We start from the raw sequence: 16706 nt of genomic DNA on the forward strand, positions 1-16706 counted from the left end.
AAGAGCATGCAACTGAATTCCACTGAAATCGCCGAGCTGATCAAGCAGCGTATTGCGCAGTTTGAAGTCAAGAGCGAGGCGCACAACGAAGGTACTATCGTTTCCGTAAGCGACGGTATCATTCGTATTCACGGCCTAGCCAACGCCATGCAAGGTGAAATGATCGAGCTGCCGGGCAACCGCTACGCTCTGGCATTGAACCTCGAGCGTGACTCCGTCGGTGCCGTAGTCATGGGTCCCTACGCCGATCTGGCGGAAGGGATGAAGGTCAAGGGTACGGGTCGTATCCTGGAAGTGCCGGTCGGGCGCGGTCTGCTGGGCCGGGTGGTCAACACCCTGGGTCAACCGATCGACGGTAAAGGTCCGCTTGAGCACGATGGCTTCTCTCCGGTAGAAGTTATCGCTCCGGGCGTTATCGAGCGTAAGTCTGTTGACCAGCCTGTCCAGACTGGTCTGAAAGCCATCGACGCCATGATCCCTATCGGTCGTGGCCAGCGTGAGCTGATCATCGGTGACCGTCAGGTGGGTAAGACCGCCATCGCCATCGACACCATCATCAACCAGAAAGATTCCGGCATTAAGTGCGTCTACGTTGCGATTGGCCAAAAGGCCTCCACCATCGCCAACGTGGTGCGCAAGCTGGAAGAGCACGGTGCACTCGCCAACACTGTCGTCGTCGTTGCTTCTGCTTCTGAAGCCGCCGCCCTGCAGTACCTGGCTCCGTACTCCGGTTGCTCCATGGGTGAATACTTCCGTGACCGCGGTGAAGACGCTCTGATCATTTACGACGACCTCTCCAAGCAGGCCGTTGCTTATCGTCAGATCTCCCTGCTGCTGCGCCGTCCGCCTGGACGTGAAGCCTACCCGGGTGACGTATTCTATCTGCACTCCCGTCTGCTCGAGCGTGCTGCTCGCGTGAACGCCGAGTACGTTGAAAAGTACACCAACGGTGCCGTGAAGGGCCAGACCGGTTCTCTGACCGCTCTGCCGATCATCGAAACCCAAGCCGGTGACGTTTCCGCGTTCGTTCCGACCAACGTGATCTCTATCACCGACGGCCAGATCTTCCTGACCACTCAACTGTTCAACTCCGGTATTCGTCCGGCGGTTGACCCGGGTATCTCCGTATCCCGTGTGGGTGGTGCGGCTCAGACCAAGATCATCAAGAAGCTGTCCGGTGGTATCCGTACCGCGCTGGCTCAGTATCGCGAACTCGCTGCGTTCGCCCAGTTCTCTTCCGACCTGGACGATGCGACTCGCAAACAGCTGAACCACGGCCAGAAAGTAACCGAGCTGATGAAGCAGAAGCAGTATGCCCCGATGAGCGTTGCTCACCAGGCTCTGGTACTGTTCGCCGCTGAAAAGGGTTATCTCAACGATGTTGAGCTGAACCGTATCGGTGACTTCGAAGCCGCTCTGCTCTCTTACGCCAATACCCAGCATGGCGACCTGATGGCTGCACTTAATGCCAAGGCCGACTACAACGACGAGATCGTTGGCAAGCTGACTGCGTTGCTGGATAACTTTAAGGCAACCCAGACCTGGTAAGCGTGTGTGGCAGCCCTGGGCTGCCACCTGAGGGAGAGAAGAGATGGCCGGCGCAAAAGAGATACGTACCAAGATCGGGAGTGTGAAGAACACTCAGAAGATCACCAGCGCTATGGAAATGGTGGCAGCGAGCAAAATGCGCCGTGCGCAGGAACGCATGTCTGCCAGCCGTCCCTACGCTGAAACCATGCGCAAGGTGATCGGCCACATCGCTCAGGGGAACTTGGAATACAAGCACCCCTACCTCATTGAACGTGAGGTCAAGCGTGTGGGCTACATCGTCATCTCCACCGACCGTGGCCTGTGTGGTGGTCTGAACATTAACCTGTTCAAGGCTGCCCTCAACGACATGAAGCAATGGAACCAGCAAGGCGCCAAGGTTGATCTGGCCCTGATTGGTAGCAAGGCATCCGGCTTCTTCCAGAAGTTTGGTGCCAAGGTCATTGCCCAAGTCTCTGGCCTCGGGGATGCCCCGAGCGTCAATGATCTGATCGGTTCCGTGAAGGTCATGCTGCAGGCTTACGACAACGGTGAGATTGACCGTCTGTACCTGGTTTACAACAAGTTTGTGAACACCATGGTGCAACAGCCCAAGGTCGATCAATTGCTGCCTTTGCCGATTACTGAAGACAGCAAACTCGCCAAGAAGCACCACTGGGATTACCTCTATGAGCCTGATCCCAAGAAACTGCTGAACGATCTGCTGGTTCGCTACGTCGAATCTCAGGTCTATCAGGGTGTGGTAGAAAACCTGGCAAGTGAACAGGCAGCCCGAATGGTTGCCATGAAAGCCGCGACTGACAACGCCGGCAACCTGATTAACGATCTGCAACTGGTATACAACAAGGCCCGTCAGGCCAGTATTACCCAGGAGCTTACAGAGATCGTGTCCGGTGCTGCTGCGGTGTAAGGCAAGGGTTACCTAAAGGTTTAGAGGATTTGACATGAGTAACGGTTTCATCGTCCAAATCATCGGCGCTGTGGTGGACATCGAGTTCCCGCAGAATGCCGTGCCCCAAGTGTACGATGCACTAAAAATCGTCGGTGAAGGTCAAGGCCAGGGTCTGGTGCTGGAAGTTCAGCAACAAATCGGTGGCGGTGTCGTTCGCTGCATCTCCATGGGCTCCTCCGACGGTCTGCGTCGGGGTCTGGAAGTAGTTAACACCGGCAACCCGATCATGGTTCCGGTCGGTACTGCAACCCTGGGCCGTATCATGAACGTACTGGGCGAGCCGGTTGACGAAGCCGGTCCGATCGGTGAAGAAGATCGTTGGGCCATCCACCGCGAAGCCCCGAGCTACGAAGAGCAATCCGGTTCTACCGAACTGCTGGAAACTGGCATCAAGGTTATCGACCTGGTTTGCCCGTTTGCCAAGGGTGGTAAGGTCGGTCTGTTCGGTGGTGCCGGTGTAGGCAAGACCGTAAACATGATGGAGCTGATCCGTAACATCGCGATCGAGCACTCCGGCTATTCCGTGTTTACCGGTGTGGGTGAGCGTACTCGTGAGGGTAACGACTTCTACCACGAAATGAAGGAGTCCAACGTACTGGACAAGGTTTCCCTGGTGTACGGTCAAATGAACGAACCGCCTGGAAACCGTCTGCGTGTGGCTCTGACCGGTCTGACCATGGCTGAGAAGTTCCGTGACGAAGGTCGTGACGTACTGTTGTTCGTGGACAACATCTACCGTTATACCCTGGCCGGTACTGAAGTATCCGCACTGCTGGGCCGTATGCCCTCCGCAGTAGGTTACCAGCCGACTCTGGCCGAGGAGATGGGTGTGCTGCAGGAGCGTATTACCTCCACCCGCACTGGCTCCATCACCTCGGTACAGGCCGTTTACGTTCCTGCGGATGACTTGACCGACCCGTCCCCGGCGACCACCTTCGCCCACTTGGACGCTACCGTCGTTCTGTCCCGTCAGATCGCCGCTCTGGGTATCTACCCGGCTGTGGACCCGCTGGACTCCACCTCCCGTCAGCTTGATCCGCTGGTGGTTGGTAAGGAGCACTACGAGACCGCACGTGGCGTTCAGACCGTTCTGCAGCGTTACAAGGAACTGAAGGACATCATCGCCATCCTCGGTATGGATGAACTGTCAGAAGAAGACAAACTGACCGTATCCCGTGCCCGTAAGATCGAGCGTTTCCTGTCCCAGCCCTTCTTCGTGGCCGAAGTGTTTACCGGTTCTCCCGGCAAGTATGTCCCGCTGAAGGAAACCATTCGTGGCTTCCAGGGCATCCTCAAGGGCGAGTATGACGATCTGCCTGAGCAGGCGTTCTACATGGTTGGCGGTATCGACGAAGTCGTCGAGAAGTCGAAGAAACTGTAAGCCTCGACAGGAGGGCCCATGGCTGAGATATCCTTTCACCTGGATGTGGTGAGCGCCGAAGGCAAGCTGTTCAACGGTCGCGTCCAGATGGTCCAGGTATCAGGCTCCGAAGGTGAGCTGGGTATCCACCACGGTCACGCTCCCCTGCTGACCTCCATCAAGCCGGGCCTGGTCCGCTTGGTGAAACAAGGCGGCGGTGAAGAGGTGATGTACATCTCCGGCGGTATGCTGGAAGTACAACCCGAAACCGTGACTGTGCTGGCGGACACCGCCATTCGTGCAAACGACCTGGATGAGGCTAAAGCCCTCGAAGCCAAGCGTTCAGCCGAAGAGCGGATCAACAGCTCCCATGGTGATATCGATTACGCCCAGGCGTCGGCCGAACTGGCTAAGGCGCTGGCCCAACTGCGGGTCATCGATATCGTCAAAAAGAATTACCGCTAATCGCGGTGCCGCAAAAAGCGACCTTCGGGTCGCTTTTTTTTATCCCCTTCGATAGACTCCGCCGAGTATTTCCACACCACTGCAAGGTCGAATCATGTCCCTCAACGTCGTCATCCTGGCCGCGGGCAAAGGTACCCGCATGCGCTCTCCCCTGCCCAAGGTTTTGCATCCGGTCGCGGGCAAGGCGATGGTCTCCCATGTCATCGATACCGCCCGTCAGGTGGGTGCCGGCAAGGTACATCTGGTCTATGGCCACGGTGGGGAGCTGCTCAAGGAGCGTATCAGCGCGCCGGATCTCAACTGGGTGCTGCAAGCGCAGCAACTGGGGACCGGTCACGCAGTGGCGCAGGCCATCCCGTTCTGGAACGATGACGATGACGTGCTGGTGCTCTACGGCGACACGCCGCTGATCCAACCTGAAACCCTGCAGCGGCTGTTGGCGGCCAAGGCAGCTGACGGCATGGCGCTGCTGACCGTAGTACTGGATAACCCGACGGGTTATGGCCGCATTCTGCGTGACAACGGCCAGGTGATCGGCATCGTTGAGCAGAAGGATGCCACCCCCGAGCAACTGGCGGTTCGTGAAGTAAATACCGGCGTGCTGGTGGCTGGCGGCGCTCAGCTGCGCAGCTGGTTGTCGCGTCTGGACAATAAAAATGCCCAGGGCGAATTTTATCTCACCGACGTTATTGCCATGGCGCATGGCGATGGTTGCCCGATTGCAGCCGTGCATCCCGATCAGGCCGCTGAGGTGGAAGGCGCCAACAATCGGGTTCAGCTGGCGCAGCTGGAGCGCAGCTACCAGATGATGCAGGCCGAAAAGCTGATGATTGCCGGTGTCAGCATGATGGACCCGGCCCGCTTCGACCTGCGCGGTGAGCTGAGCGTGGGTGAAGAGGTGGTGATCGACGTCAACGTCATCATCGAAGGCAAGGTCACGCTGGGCAACCGTGTGCGCATCGGTGCCGGTGTGGTGCTGAAAAATTGCACTATCGGGGATGACAGCGAGGTGCAGCCTTACTCGGTGATCGAAGGCGCCACCCTGGCCGAACAGTGCTCGGTGGGCCCGTTTGCCCGCCTGCGTCCGGGCGCTTCGCTGGCCCGTGAAGCGCATGTTGGCAACTTCGTGGAGATGAAGAAGGCCCACCTTGGTGAAGGCTCCAAGTGTGGTCACCTCACCTATCTGGGTGATGCCGAGATCGGCGCCCGGGTCAACATTGGTGCCGGTACCATCACCTGCAACTACGACGGCGCCAACAAGTTCCAGACCATCATCGAAGACGACGTGTTCGTCGGCTCCGATACCCAGCTGGTGGCCCCGGTTACCATCGGCAAGGGTGCCACGCTCGGCGCTGGCTCGACCATCACTCGCAATGTGGGCGAAAACGAGCTGGTGATTACCCGCGTACCGCAGCGTCACATCCAGAACTGGGTTCGCCCGGTGAAGAAGTGATACTCGATCAGCTGAACATGACGGCGCCGCAAGGCGCCGTTGTCGTATTGGAGCCCGGACATGGCTAGACTGGCACAAACTGACCGGGAGCGGATGTCATGACCGATCTTCGAAAACTCGATCTCAATTTGCTCAAAGCTTTTGCGGCGCTGCTGGATGAGGGCAGCGTCACCCGGGCGGCTGCCCGCCTCTCGCTCACCCAGCCAGCGGTGAGCGGCATGCTGGCCAGATTGCGCGAGTATTTTGACGATCCCCTGTTTGTGCGTACCTCCCACGGCATCGTGCCGACGGTGCGCGCCAGCGAGCTGGCGCCCCTGCTCAAGCGGATACTGGCCGATATTGAGGTGATGCTGCAACCCAGCCACTTCGAGCCGGCATCGGCCAAAATGAGCTGGGCTGTGGCGGCAACCGATTATGCGCTGCAGGCTGTGCTGGTGCCGTTCCTGCAGGCGCTGCGCCAGCAGGCGCCTGGCATACGGGTCATCGCCCGTCCCATCGACGATCACTCGGTATCTCGTCAACTGGAGCAAGGAACGCTGGATCTGGCACTGATGACGCCGGAGACCACCCCGGCTGATCTCAGACTGCGCAATCTCTATCAGGAGGAGTACGTCTGCGTGTTGCGTGCAGAGCACCCGGTTGCGGCTGCCGGTCAGCTGACGCTGGATGCCTTCTGCGAGCTGGACCATGCTCTGGTCTCCTACAGCGGCGGTGGTTTGCGTGGTGCAACCGACAGTGCACTGGAGGCGCTCGGCCGCTCGCGCCGGGTGGCGCTGTCGGTGCCAAGCTTTCTGGTGCTGGTGGAAGTGCTGCGCAGCAGCGATCTGGTGGCCATGGTGCCGCGCCGCCTGCTGCGTGACATGACCGGATTGACGGTGGTTCAAGCGCCCATAACGGTGCCCGGCTTTACCAAGTCGATGGCCTGGCATGAGCGAACCCACAGCGACCCAGCCCAGCACTGGTTGCGTAATCTGATGCTCGCCACCAGCTCGGGCGGCTGAGGCGATAGCAGCCCCTTTGAGGTATAAGAGATTGATAATACTTATCAGTTAGATTAATGTGGCTGCCACCCTCTGTTGTCAGCCACCACCATGAGACTTGCCGTCCTGCTCTTTTCGCTGCTCGCACTGCTGACGGGCTGCGATCAATCCTCTTCTGCCGATACGGCTGCCAGTACCACGCCGACCGCCAAGGTGGGTGGCTGGCCCCGATCTTTCCAAACCAGCAAGGGTGAGGTAACCCTGTTGGCTCCACCGCAGCGGATTGTCTCCACCAGCGTGACCCTGACCGGTTCGCTGCTGGCGATCAGTGCGCCGGTCGTGGCGTCAGCATCGGTGCGCCAGACCGGTGGCGTGACCGATGAGAATGGCTTCTTTACCCAGTGGGGGGCGGAGGCCGTCAACCACGGCGTCAAACCTCTTTATCGCGGTGAAGTGAATGTGGATGCGGTGTTGGCGATGCAGCCGGATCTGATCCTGGTGTCGGCCACTGGTGGGGATTCGGCGCTCAAGGCCTGGGATCAGCTCAGCGCCATCGCACCGGTGCTGGTGGTCAACTATGACGACAAGAGCTGGCAGGATCTCTCCCGCCTGCTCGGCAGCATGACCGGACATGAGCAAGATGCCGAGCACATCATTGCGGCCTTCGACAGTAAAGTGGCTAGCATGCAGGCCAAGGTCACTCTGCCTGTCGAGCCGGTCACCGCCATGGTCTATTACGAAGATGGTTCCGGAGCTAATGTCTGGACTCCTGAATCGGCCCAAGGCCAGCTGTTGACCCGGCTTGGTCTTAAACTTGCCCACCTGCCGCAAGAGCTGACCAAGCAGACGGTGGCGCTGGGTCGGCGCGATATCATTCCGGTCTCCGGCGAGCGCTTCTCACAGGCATTGAACGGTGGCAGCCTGCTGCTGTTTAACGCTGATCAACGTACCGCCGATGAGGTGCTGGCCAATCCGCTGCTCACCAACCTGCCAGCGATTCGTGAACGCAAAGTCTATCCGCTGGGCATTGATACCTTCCGTCTCGATTACTACAGCGCTTCCCATCTGGTGGAGCGTATGAGCGGATTATTCGCCAAGCAGGGGTAACGTGACGGTGTCGGGTCTGCAACAAAACCGGGTACCACTCTGCTGGATAGCCGGTTGCTTTGTATTGGCTGCGGTATTGCTGCTGAGTTTGCTGTTGGGGCCGCGTCCGATCGCGCCTTCTGCCATTGTCGATATTTTGCTGGGCCACCAGCATGAGGATGCGGCGCTGATCCTGCACGGCCGCCTACCGCGTACTGTGCTGGCACTACTGGTGGGGATTGCGTTGGGCCTGAGCGGCATCGTGATGCAGGCGATGACCCGTAATCCCTTGGCCGATCCGGGGATTCTCGGCATCAACGCTGGCGCGGGATTTGCCGTGGTGCTGGTGGTGGCCCTGTTCAACCTGACCGGGCTGGTGGCGATCATGTCAGCGGCTCTGCTCGGCACTTTTATCACCTCGATTCTGGTGTTTCTGCTGGGGCGACTCAGCAGCATCAGTGCGCATCCGGCCCACTTTGTGTTGGCTGGCGTGGCGATCAATGCGGTGCTGGGTGGGATTGCCTCGGCCATCACGCTGCTCAACCCTGCCGCGTTTGAACGCATCCGTTTTTGGAATGCCGGCTCGGTCGAGATCCTCGATCTGATGCCGGTGCTCTCGGCTGCCCCCCTGTTTGCCATTGGCATGGTACTGGCTCTGCTATTGGCCACGCCGCTCAATGCGCTGGTGCTGGGTCAGCAGACGGCATCGGCGCTCGGGGTGGATAGCCGGCGCGTTTTGCCGCTGGCACTGCTGGCGCTCACCCTGCTGGTGGGTTGTAGCACGGCGCTGGCCGGTCCGATTGGTTTTGTCGGTTTGATGATTCCCCATCTGGCACGCTGGCTGGTTGGGCAGGAGCACCGGCTGATGATGGCGTTTACCTGTCTCCTGTCGCCGACCTTGCTGATCAGCGCCGATATCCTCGGCCGTTTTCTGCTTACCAATGGCTTGCGGGTATCGGTGGTCACGGCAGTGATCGGTGCACCGGTGATGATCTGGCTGGTGCGCCGGCAGGAGCGGCGCGGATGATGGCGGCCCTATCCTGGTCGCGGCCCAAACCCGAGCCGCGCGCCATCACCTTGTTGGTGCTGCTGAGCCTGTCAGCGGTTGCTCTGCTCTGGCTGGCTCTTTCGCTCGGCGCTCTGTCTGTTACGGCCACTGACATCTGGCTGGCTCTGCAGGGACGCGGCACGCCGATGCTGCATACCGTGATTGTTCAGTGGCGCTTGCCACGGGCACTGATGGCGCTGTTGTGCGGTTTGGCACTTGGTATCAGCGGTGCCGTGTTTCAATCCCTGCTGCGCAATCCCATGGGCAGCCCGGATGTGATTGGTTTTAACACCGGTGCCTATACCGGCGCGCTGGTGACGGTGATCCTGTTGAAAGGGAGCGATCTGGCGATGGCTGCCGGCTCGCTGGTGGGCGGTTGTCTCACCGCGCTGGTTATCTTCGCGTTGGCCTGGCAGCAGGGCATCAGCCGGTTGCGACTGATTATCGTGGGGATTGCGGTGAGTGCCATGCTGACGGCACTCAATATCTGGCTGCTGATGAGCTCGACGCAGGAATCGGCGCTGACCGCCGCCCTGTGGAGTGCCGGCTCGCTCAATGGCATCACCTGGTCAAAAGCCTGGCCGGTGATGATCCCCTGCCTGTTGCTGGCGGCGCTCTGTTGCAGCGGTCAGCGCCCGTTGCGCCAACTTGAGCTTGGCGATGATCTGGCCCACGCCAGCGGCGTGGCGGTGCAGAAAACCCGGTTGTTGCTGATGTTGGCCGGTGTGGCTCTGGCGGCGATTGCTACTGCCATGACCGGGCCTATCCCCTTCGTTGCTCTGGCTGCGCCGCAAATTGCCCAGCGTTTGGGGCGCTCGCCCTCACCCAGCCTGATCAGTGCCGGATTAACCGGCGCCGTCTTGCTGGTCAGTGCCGATCTGGTGGCCCAGCATGCGCTGGACGGCATCCAGCTACCGGTTGGTGTGGTGACCACCAGCCTGGGTGGCCTCTATCTTCTTGTACTGCTGCTGGATGGAAACCGGAACCGCTCATGACTCACTCTGACTCGCCCCATCAGCCAGAACCGTCTGCCTTGATGACAGGGCATGATTTGACCATAGGTTATCGCGATCACCCGGTTTCGCAGGGGCTGGATGTCGCGATTCCTCGTGGCGGTTTCACGGCCATCATCGGGCCCAACGGCTGTGGCAAGTCGACCTTGCTGCGCACCCTGTGCCGCCTGATTGAGCCTGGCGCGGGCGAAGTGCTGCTCGATGGTAAGACGCTGGCCAGTTTTGCCGGACGCGAGCTGGCTAAACGGGTCGGACTATTGTCGCAAACCGCGATCGCCCCGGAGGGGATTCGGGTGCGCGATCTGGTGGCTCGCGGCCGCTATCCCCATCAGAACTGGCTGCAGCAATGGAGCCTGCAGGATGAGCAGGCAGTTGCCAGCGCCATGCGCATGACCGGGATCGAATCGCTGGCGGCGCGCGGGGTGGATCAGCTCTCTGGCGGACAGCGCCAGCGGGTATGGATTGCCATGGTGCTGGCGCAGGAGACGCCGCTGATCCTGCTCGATGAGCCGACCACCTATCTCGATATCACCCATCAGATTGAGCTGCTGGAGCTGTTCCATGCCCTCAATCAGCAGACCGGACGAACTCTGGTGGCGGTACTGCATGACATCAACCAGGCCTGTCGCTACGCCTCACACCTGATTGCCATGCGCGATGGGCGGATTGTGGCAACCGGTGCTCCCGGTAAGATCGTCACGGCCACCCTGATGCGCGATGTGTTCGATCTGGCCTGTGATGTGATGGAGGACCCGGTGACCGGGACCCCCCTGATCGTACCACACCGGGTGACGGTCACTATCAGCTGAGCAACCAGCGCAGGCCGTCGATCAAGCCGCCGCGCCAGCAGAGGCGATCGTGGCCGCCTTCAAAAGAGCGAAACAGCACATCGTGATCGCCACTGGCCAGCACCTGACTCATGGTCTCCGACAGGTCAATCATCTCCCCTTCGCGCGTACCGGCTTCGAGCCACACCTTGAGTGGCGGCGTGATAGTACGTTGGCGCAGCTCACTGGTGAGCCAGCCCCCGCAACCGGGACGACGGCCATGGATCGGATCACTGGTAAACAGGCTGCGATCTGGCCACCAGAACGAGCCGGACTGGCTCAGGACGCATCCAAAACGCTCTGGCCAGTGGCTGGCTGCATAGAGGGCTGCGAGCCCGCCGTAACTCTGTCCGGCCACCAGCGTGCGGGCCGGATCATCACTAAACTGCCAGCGGGCGGCCAGCAGCGGCAACAACTCTGCCTGTATGGCCTGCCAGTAGGTGGGGTTGCAAGGTAGCTCTTGCCCTCGGGTCTCACTGTCGATCTCGTCGATCAACACATACAGCGCTGCTGGCAACCGTCCTTGCGAAGTCTGCTCGGCCAGTGTCGCAAACACCGGCATACCGGTGGCCCAGAAGCGGCCATCAAGCAGCAGCACCAGCGGCAGGGATTCATGGCTTACGCCACTCTGATAGACCCAGATATCGCGCCGGTTGTGCAGTTGTTCGCTGTGCCACTCAAGCTTAATCACATCCTGCGGCTGGCTGATTTCACCCCGATCGACCGTTTCCCAGCCTGGCTGGAGAGGGGCATCTGGCATATGCAGTGCCGACAGTTGCCCGCCCCACATGCTGCGCTGCGCCAGTTTTGGATTAAGCGGGTCGGCAATTGCACCCTCCATCAACCGTATCCACCATGCCCGGTGCTGCTCGGGATCGTAAGGCGTTGGAGCTTGTTGCTCTTGCTGCGCCGGGATCAGCTGATAGGAGCCACGCCAGTGCGATGGCACTCGCACTTGCCAGAACCAGACATCAGTACCCGCAAGGCGCTGCATGCTGGTGGGGGACGGGCTGTGGTGATCGGTAACCGAATTGATATCCATATAGACCCGAACGGTAGCGGAGCGAGTCTCGTCACCCTGCGGGTCACGCCATAGAAACAGCAGATCACACTCTTTTTCAGTACCCGACAGATGGAGCGGTGTTCCGCGCATGGCAACCTGTTGCCACCAGGCTTCACTTCCCGGCGCCCCGGTCAGACCGGTTTCACCCAGCACACTTATCACTTCCTGAACCTGCATGATTAAATTGTTCTCTCGTGCAATTGATAACCATTATCGATCTCATTATTATCCATGAGCCCTGTCGGGATGAAGGGCTTTTTAGTTCAGAGAGATAACCACACAGAAAACAATAAACAGGAAGATCACATGCCAATCTCTTCTCAGGCTTGCAACAAGAGTTCGTTATGCATTGGTAAACGTCCGGTCAGCGGCAAGCTGCTGCGCTCGACACTGGGGTGGATGATTCCGGCGCTGCTGTGCAGTCCGGTCTGGGCGGCCGGCACCACCGTCAGCAACGACACCGTGGTGGTGACCGATACAGCCGAACAACAGGCGGCCACCAGCCGCACCGTCAGCACCACCTCCACCAAGACGACCACCCCACTGTCGAAAACACCTCAGTCGGTCTCGGTGGTCACCAGCGAAGATATCGAAGAGAAAGGCGTCACCTCGGTCGCTGACTCTCTGGCCTACTCCAGCGGTGTGGTCACCAACTATCGCGGTACCTCCAACCGGAATGATGAAGTGCTGGTGCGTGGCATGAGTGGCTATGTGCCGCAGTATCTGGACGGTATCAGCTTTGGCTCTAGCTCGAGCGGTGTAAACCTCTCCCCGCAAGTTGACCCCTGGTTGCTCGAGAAGGTTGAGCTGATCCATGGCCCCTCCTCGGTACTCTATGGTCAATCTGCGCCGGGCGGGCTGCTCAGCCTGACCAGCAAGCGTCCGACGGCAACCCCGCTGCATGAGATTGAGCTGGGTTATGGCACCGACAACCAGCGCATGGCAGCCTTTGACTTTGGTGGCCAGCTCGACAAAAACGGCAAGGTGCTGTTCCGTCTTACCGGTGTGACTCGTGCTCGTGATGGCCAAGAGAAGTATGTCGAAGAGGAGCGCTACGCGATTGCGCCGTCGCTGACTTTCCTGCCCAATGACAGCACCAGCCTGACGGTGTTGGCCAGCATTCAGAAAGATCCCAAGGCAGGCTATCGTAACTTCCTGCCGGCCGAAGGCACCGTACTCTCCAACGCCAATGGCTCGATTCCGACCGACCTGTTTGTCAGCGACCCAGATTGGGAAGAGGCTAACCGTGAACAAAAATCGATCGGCTACCTGTTCGAGCACAAGGTTAATGACCAGCTGACCCTGCGCCAAAATATGCGGGTGGCAGATATCAGCCAGGTGACCAAGACCATCATCTATGACAGCTGGACCGACTCCACTCAAGCGGTCATGAGCCGCTGGGCCCAGAAGTTTGACGATGAAGTGCAAAGCATGGGTCTGGATAACCAGGCGCAGTACACCTTTGCCACTGGTACAGTGCAGCACACCCTGCTCGGCGGTGTTGATTACAAGCACTACATCTATGACAACCGGACCTGGTCCGATAAGAACCTGGACGGGGATCTCGATTTTGACTGGACTCACCCGTCCTACAGCCTGAGTGCCTCTGACATCGATCCGGTGGCTACCACTGACGAGACTCAGCACCGCACCCAGATCGGGACCTATCTGCAGGATCAGCTCGAGTGGAATCGTTGGAACCTGGTGCTCTCCGGTCGTTATGACCGCGCCAAGATGCGCGTGGATGATCATCTGTACGACAGCCGAATCGAAAATACCGCCAATAAGATGACCGGGCGGGCCGGAGTGATGTACACCTTCGACAACGGCATCGCGCCTTACGCCAGCTATAACACCTCGTTCGAGCCGATCACCTCCACCGATGCCAACGGCAAGATGCTCAAGCCCACCACGGCCCGTCAGGCTGAAGTGGGGATGAAGTACGCGCCCAAGGATCGTGACCTGATGGCCAGCGTCGCGCTGTTTGATCTGCATCAGCTGGATGTGGCCAGCTACGACTCCAAGACTGGCGGTTATGTTCAGACCGGGGAAGTGGGCTCGAAAGGGGTTGAGCTGGAATCGCGTCTGGGCCTGACCGATGCGCTCAAAGTAACCGCCAGCTACACCTTCACCGATGCTGAAACGCTCAAGTCTGAGACTGCCTCGGAAGTGGGTAAGCGTCCCTACTGGATTCCGGAGCATATGGCCTCGCTGTGGACCAGCTACCGCTTCGACATGGGTCTGACCACCGGTGCGGGTGTTCGCTACATGGGGACGACCTTCAACCGTGCCAACGACGTCAAGGTCCCGGCCTACAACCTGGTTGATATGGCGCTGTCCTACGATCTGGGCAGAGCCAGTGCCAGCCTCAAGGGGGCCACGGCCAAGCTGACCGTGAGCAACGTACTTGATCATGAGTACGTCTCCTCCTGCGCCAACAACTGGGCCTGCTTCTACGGCTCTGGCCGCAGTGCCATGGCCTCGGTTAACTACAGCTGGTAAGACATTCTCCGCCGCAAAGAGGGGTTGCTACGGCAACCCCTCTGCATTTTCAGCCGCGTCGGGAGTGCATCAGGTACGGCTACCGTGGCACACTCTTTTCTCGGGTTTGTGATGGGAGAGAGACCGTGAGTTTCCTGTTTGACCGGATGGCCGAAGAGCGCATCCAGGCTGCCATCAGAAAGGGTGAGCTGGATAATCTTCCGGGCTGCGGCGCCCCGCTGGAATTTGAGGATGACAGCATGGTGCCGGCCGAGCTGCGCCTTGGTTATCGCATCCTGAAAAACGCCGGTTATCTTCCCCCCGAACTGGATGCCCGCAATCAGGCGCTCAACCTGTGCCAACTATTGGCCCACTGCAAAGCGGATAGCGAGCTGTTGCACGATACCCGTCAGCAGCTACGCCAGCTGGAGCTCAAGTTACGTATCAAGGGAATGGATACCCGGTTTATCCATCGTTATTTGCAAGCGTATCCACAGCGGAATGAGTCATAGAACTCGGTGAATTTGCCAGTCACTGCGTATTTTCAGCTCTGCCTGAAGCTGGCCAGGAGAGGATAAAGGTTGTTCCACCACACCCGGAGGGTTGGCACCTTGCCTGGCCGCCATGGGCTTCGATGATCGCTTTAACGACAGCGAGCCCCAGTCCGCTGCCACCGCTTTTTCGGGAGCGGGACGGTTCACCTCGGCGAAACGCCTCGAAAATGTAGGTCGCTGCTTCCTCCGCAATACCCGGGCCTTCATCTTCCACGCTTAAGGTAATGAGTGCCCCTGAGCTGAACAAACGCACGGTCAACACGCCGGGTTCGGCATGTTGCCGTGCATTCTCCAGTAGTGCCATTAGGGCTTGCCGTATTCGTAGCGCGTCGCAATAGACCTGCAGTGTCGGATCCAGCTCCTGCCTGAGCGTAAAGCCTTTCGCGGTCAGCGTTGCCGTGAAGGCCTCGATCACGCTACTGATCTCTTCGGCTAATGGGACCTCAACGAGCTGTAATTCTAAGTGGCCGCTGTCAGTGAGACTCAACACGCGTAAATCTTCAATCAAACCATTGAGGCCTTCAATCTGGCGTAACAATCCGTCAAAAATCTCGCTGCTGGGGGTGAATACCCCTTCTGCCAAGCCCTGCAAACGACCTCGCAAAATGGTGACTGGCGTTCGTAGCTCGTGGGCGATGGCGGCATTCCAAAACTCGCGCTCTCGGGTCATATCTTGCAGGCGTTCGGCCATGGTGTTGAAATCGCGCACCAGTTGCGCCGTCTCTCCCATGGCTTGTTGGTCCATGATTGCGCGCGAGTCGAGGTTGCCTTGCGCTACTTCACGCAGGCTGTGTGCGACCGAGTTCAGGGGGGTAAGAATTCGGCGTGATAGCCGGATGGCGACCAACAAAGCCATAGCCAGTGCGACGATGACGGTACAACCGATCCAGATCATCTCAACCCGTGAGGGGATCCAGGTCTCTGAAATACTGTTGGGAATGTAGGTGACCGCAATGGCGTAGAACACATAGGAGCCAAACACAGCGAGGAAGATGATGCCCAGCGTCATTACGGCCAGAGAGCGAATGATCTGCCCGCGCAAACCCGGAGTCGGTTTCATGCATCGCCACCAAAGCGATAGCCAACCCCCCAGACGCTGACTGGTACTCCTTGGATGCCGAGCACCTCAAGCTTTTTGCGTAGTTTGCTGATATGGCTGTCTACTGTACGTTCCAGGGTATCGCCTTCAGGCAGGCAGTTAACCAGCAGGTCTGCACGACTGAACACCCGTTTGGGTGCCCTCATGAGGCAGGCCAACAGCTTGAATTCGGTCAGCGTCAGGTCCAGAGGATGCTGCTGGCCATCGCGGTAGATGCTGGCCTCATGGCTGTCCAAATCGATCTGGAACTGGCCGACACGCAGCATCTGGGCTGTTGCAGGGGGGGTGGCGCGGGTTCGACGCAACACAGCTTGGACTCGCGCTACCACTTCAGCGGGGTTGAAAGGCTTGACGACGTAGTCATCCGCGCCCAACCGCAGCCCCATCAGCTTGTCGATGTCTTGATCAAGTGCCGTCAGCATGATGACCGGAGTGTCACTTTTCGCGCGGATTTCACTGAGCACTTGCCAGCCATCAAGCTGCGGCATCAGCACGTCGAGTAGCAGCAGGTCGGGTTTCAGGGCGTGGTGCATCGCCAACGCCTGCTGACCATCGATAGCATGTTGAGCTCTTATCCCGCTGCGTTGCAGATAGGCAATCAGGATATCGGCGATCTCGACTTCATCCTCTGCAATTAATACCAGCGCAGAAGTCACAGGGCTCACACGTGCAGGGAGAGAGGACATGGTCTGACTCTAAGACGAGAGTACTGAATTTTATCACTCGCTCCACACTTTCTCCACACAGCCTCGAATCATTCGCAATAGCTGCTTGCCA

15 protein-coding genes are annotated in these 16706 nt (G+C 59.0%); 12 read left to right on the forward strand and 3 right to left on the reverse strand.

Going from position 1 to position 16706, the window contains the following annotated elements; translation table 11 throughout:
- The first annotated feature begins 6 nt into the window (after positions 1 to 6).
- The 10 genes from atpA (at position 7) to BW958_RS13020 (ending at position 10714) form a co-directional block, all read left to right on the forward strand.
- Positions 7 to 1548, forward strand: a complete 1542-nt coding sequence (gene atpA / locus BW958_RS12975) for a F0F1 ATP synthase subunit alpha (protein WP_076576178.1) — start codon at positions 7 to 9, stop codon at positions 1546 to 1548.
- Between the two features lie 43 nt (positions 1549 to 1591).
- A complete protein-coding gene (gene atpG, locus BW958_RS12980) occupies positions 1592 to 2458 on the forward strand; it encodes a F0F1 ATP synthase subunit gamma (RefSeq protein ID WP_076576179.1) in 867 nt (288 codons plus the stop codon).
- 34 nt (positions 2459 to 2492) lie between these two features.
- Entirely contained in the window at positions 2493 to 3881 is a 1389-nt protein-coding gene (gene atpD, locus BW958_RS12985; RefSeq protein WP_076576180.1) for a F0F1 ATP synthase subunit beta, read from the forward strand.
- A gap of 18 nt (positions 3882 to 3899) precedes the next feature.
- Positions 3900 to 4325 (forward strand): F0F1 ATP synthase subunit epsilon, encoded by a 426-nt coding sequence (locus tag BW958_RS12990; RefSeq protein ID WP_076576181.1) that lies wholly within the window; start codon positions 3900 to 3902, stop codon positions 4323 to 4325.
- 94 nt (positions 4326 to 4419) lie between these two features.
- Entirely contained in the window at positions 4420 to 5778 is a 1359-nt protein-coding gene (gene glmU / locus BW958_RS12995; RefSeq protein ID WP_076576182.1) for a bifunctional UDP-N-acetylglucosamine diphosphorylase/glucosamine-1-phosphate N-acetyltransferase GlmU, read from the forward strand.
- A 98-nt stretch (positions 5779 to 5876) separates the two neighbouring features.
- Positions 5877 to 6779, forward strand: coding sequence for a LysR family transcriptional regulator (locus BW958_RS13000; RefSeq protein WP_076576183.1), 903 nt, complete (start codon positions 5877 to 5879; stop codon positions 6777 to 6779).
- Positions 6780 to 6869: 90 nt separating this feature from the next.
- Positions 6870 to 7865: a Fe2+-enterobactin ABC transporter substrate-binding protein gene (fepB, locus tag BW958_RS13005; protein WP_076576184.1), complete on the forward strand. Its 996-nt coding sequence runs from the start codon at positions 6870 to 6872 to the stop codon at positions 7863 to 7865.
- 1 nt (position 7866) lies between these two features.
- Positions 7867 to 8871, forward strand: coding sequence for an iron chelate uptake ABC transporter family permease subunit (locus BW958_RS13010; RefSeq protein WP_218641770.1), 1005 nt, complete (start codon positions 7867 to 7869; stop codon positions 8869 to 8871).
- Positions 8868 to 9887, forward strand: coding sequence for a FecCD family ABC transporter permease (locus BW958_RS13015; RefSeq protein WP_076576185.1), 1020 nt, complete (start codon positions 8868 to 8870; stop codon positions 9885 to 9887). The genes BW958_RS13010 and BW958_RS13015 overlap by 4 nt, the downstream gene beginning before the upstream one ends.
- Complete coding sequence (locus BW958_RS13020) at positions 9884 to 10714, forward strand: ABC transporter ATP-binding protein (RefSeq protein WP_076576186.1); 831 nt, start codon at positions 9884 to 9886, stop codon at positions 10712 to 10714. Before BW958_RS13015 ends, BW958_RS13020 begins: the two co-directional genes overlap by 4 nt.
- On the opposite strand, the gene fes is transcribed toward BW958_RS13020, so the two are convergent.
- Positions 10707 to 11972, reverse strand: coding sequence for an enterochelin esterase (fes, locus tag BW958_RS13025; protein WP_076576187.1), 1266 nt, complete (start codon positions 11970 to 11972; stop codon positions 10707 to 10709). The genes BW958_RS13020 and fes overlap by 8 nt on opposite strands.
- Positions 11973 to 12101: 129 nt before the next feature.
- Here fes and BW958_RS13030 point away from each other — a divergent pair, with 129 nt between their 5' ends.
- Together BW958_RS13030 and BW958_RS13035 are read left to right on the forward strand one after the other, a co-directional pair.
- Entirely contained in the window at positions 12102 to 14297 is a 2196-nt protein-coding gene (locus tag BW958_RS13030; RefSeq protein ID WP_179078856.1) for a TonB-dependent siderophore receptor, read from the forward strand.
- A gap of 125 nt (positions 14298 to 14422) precedes the next feature.
- A complete protein-coding gene (locus BW958_RS13035) occupies positions 14423 to 14788 on the forward strand; it encodes a DnaJ family domain-containing protein (RefSeq protein WP_218641771.1) in 366 nt (121 codons plus the stop codon).
- A gap of 19 nt (positions 14789 to 14807) precedes the next feature.
- Here the strand turns inward: BW958_RS13035 and BW958_RS13040 are convergent, their stop codons facing one another.
- A complete protein-coding gene (locus BW958_RS13040; RefSeq protein WP_076576188.1) occupies positions 14808 to 15890 on the reverse strand; it encodes an ATP-binding protein in 1083 nt (360 codons plus the stop codon).
- Positions 15887 to 16615 (reverse strand): response regulator, encoded by a 729-nt coding sequence (locus tag BW958_RS13045; protein WP_076576189.1) that lies wholly within the window; start codon positions 16613 to 16615, stop codon positions 15887 to 15889. Before BW958_RS13045 ends, BW958_RS13040 begins: the two co-directional genes overlap by 4 nt.
- Positions 16616 to 16706: the final 91 nt, after the last annotated feature.

Origin of the sequence: Aeromonas sp. RU39B (genome assembly GCF_900156095.1) — a bacterium.
Lineage (GTDB): Bacteria > Pseudomonadota > Gammaproteobacteria > Enterobacterales > Aeromonadaceae > Aeromonas.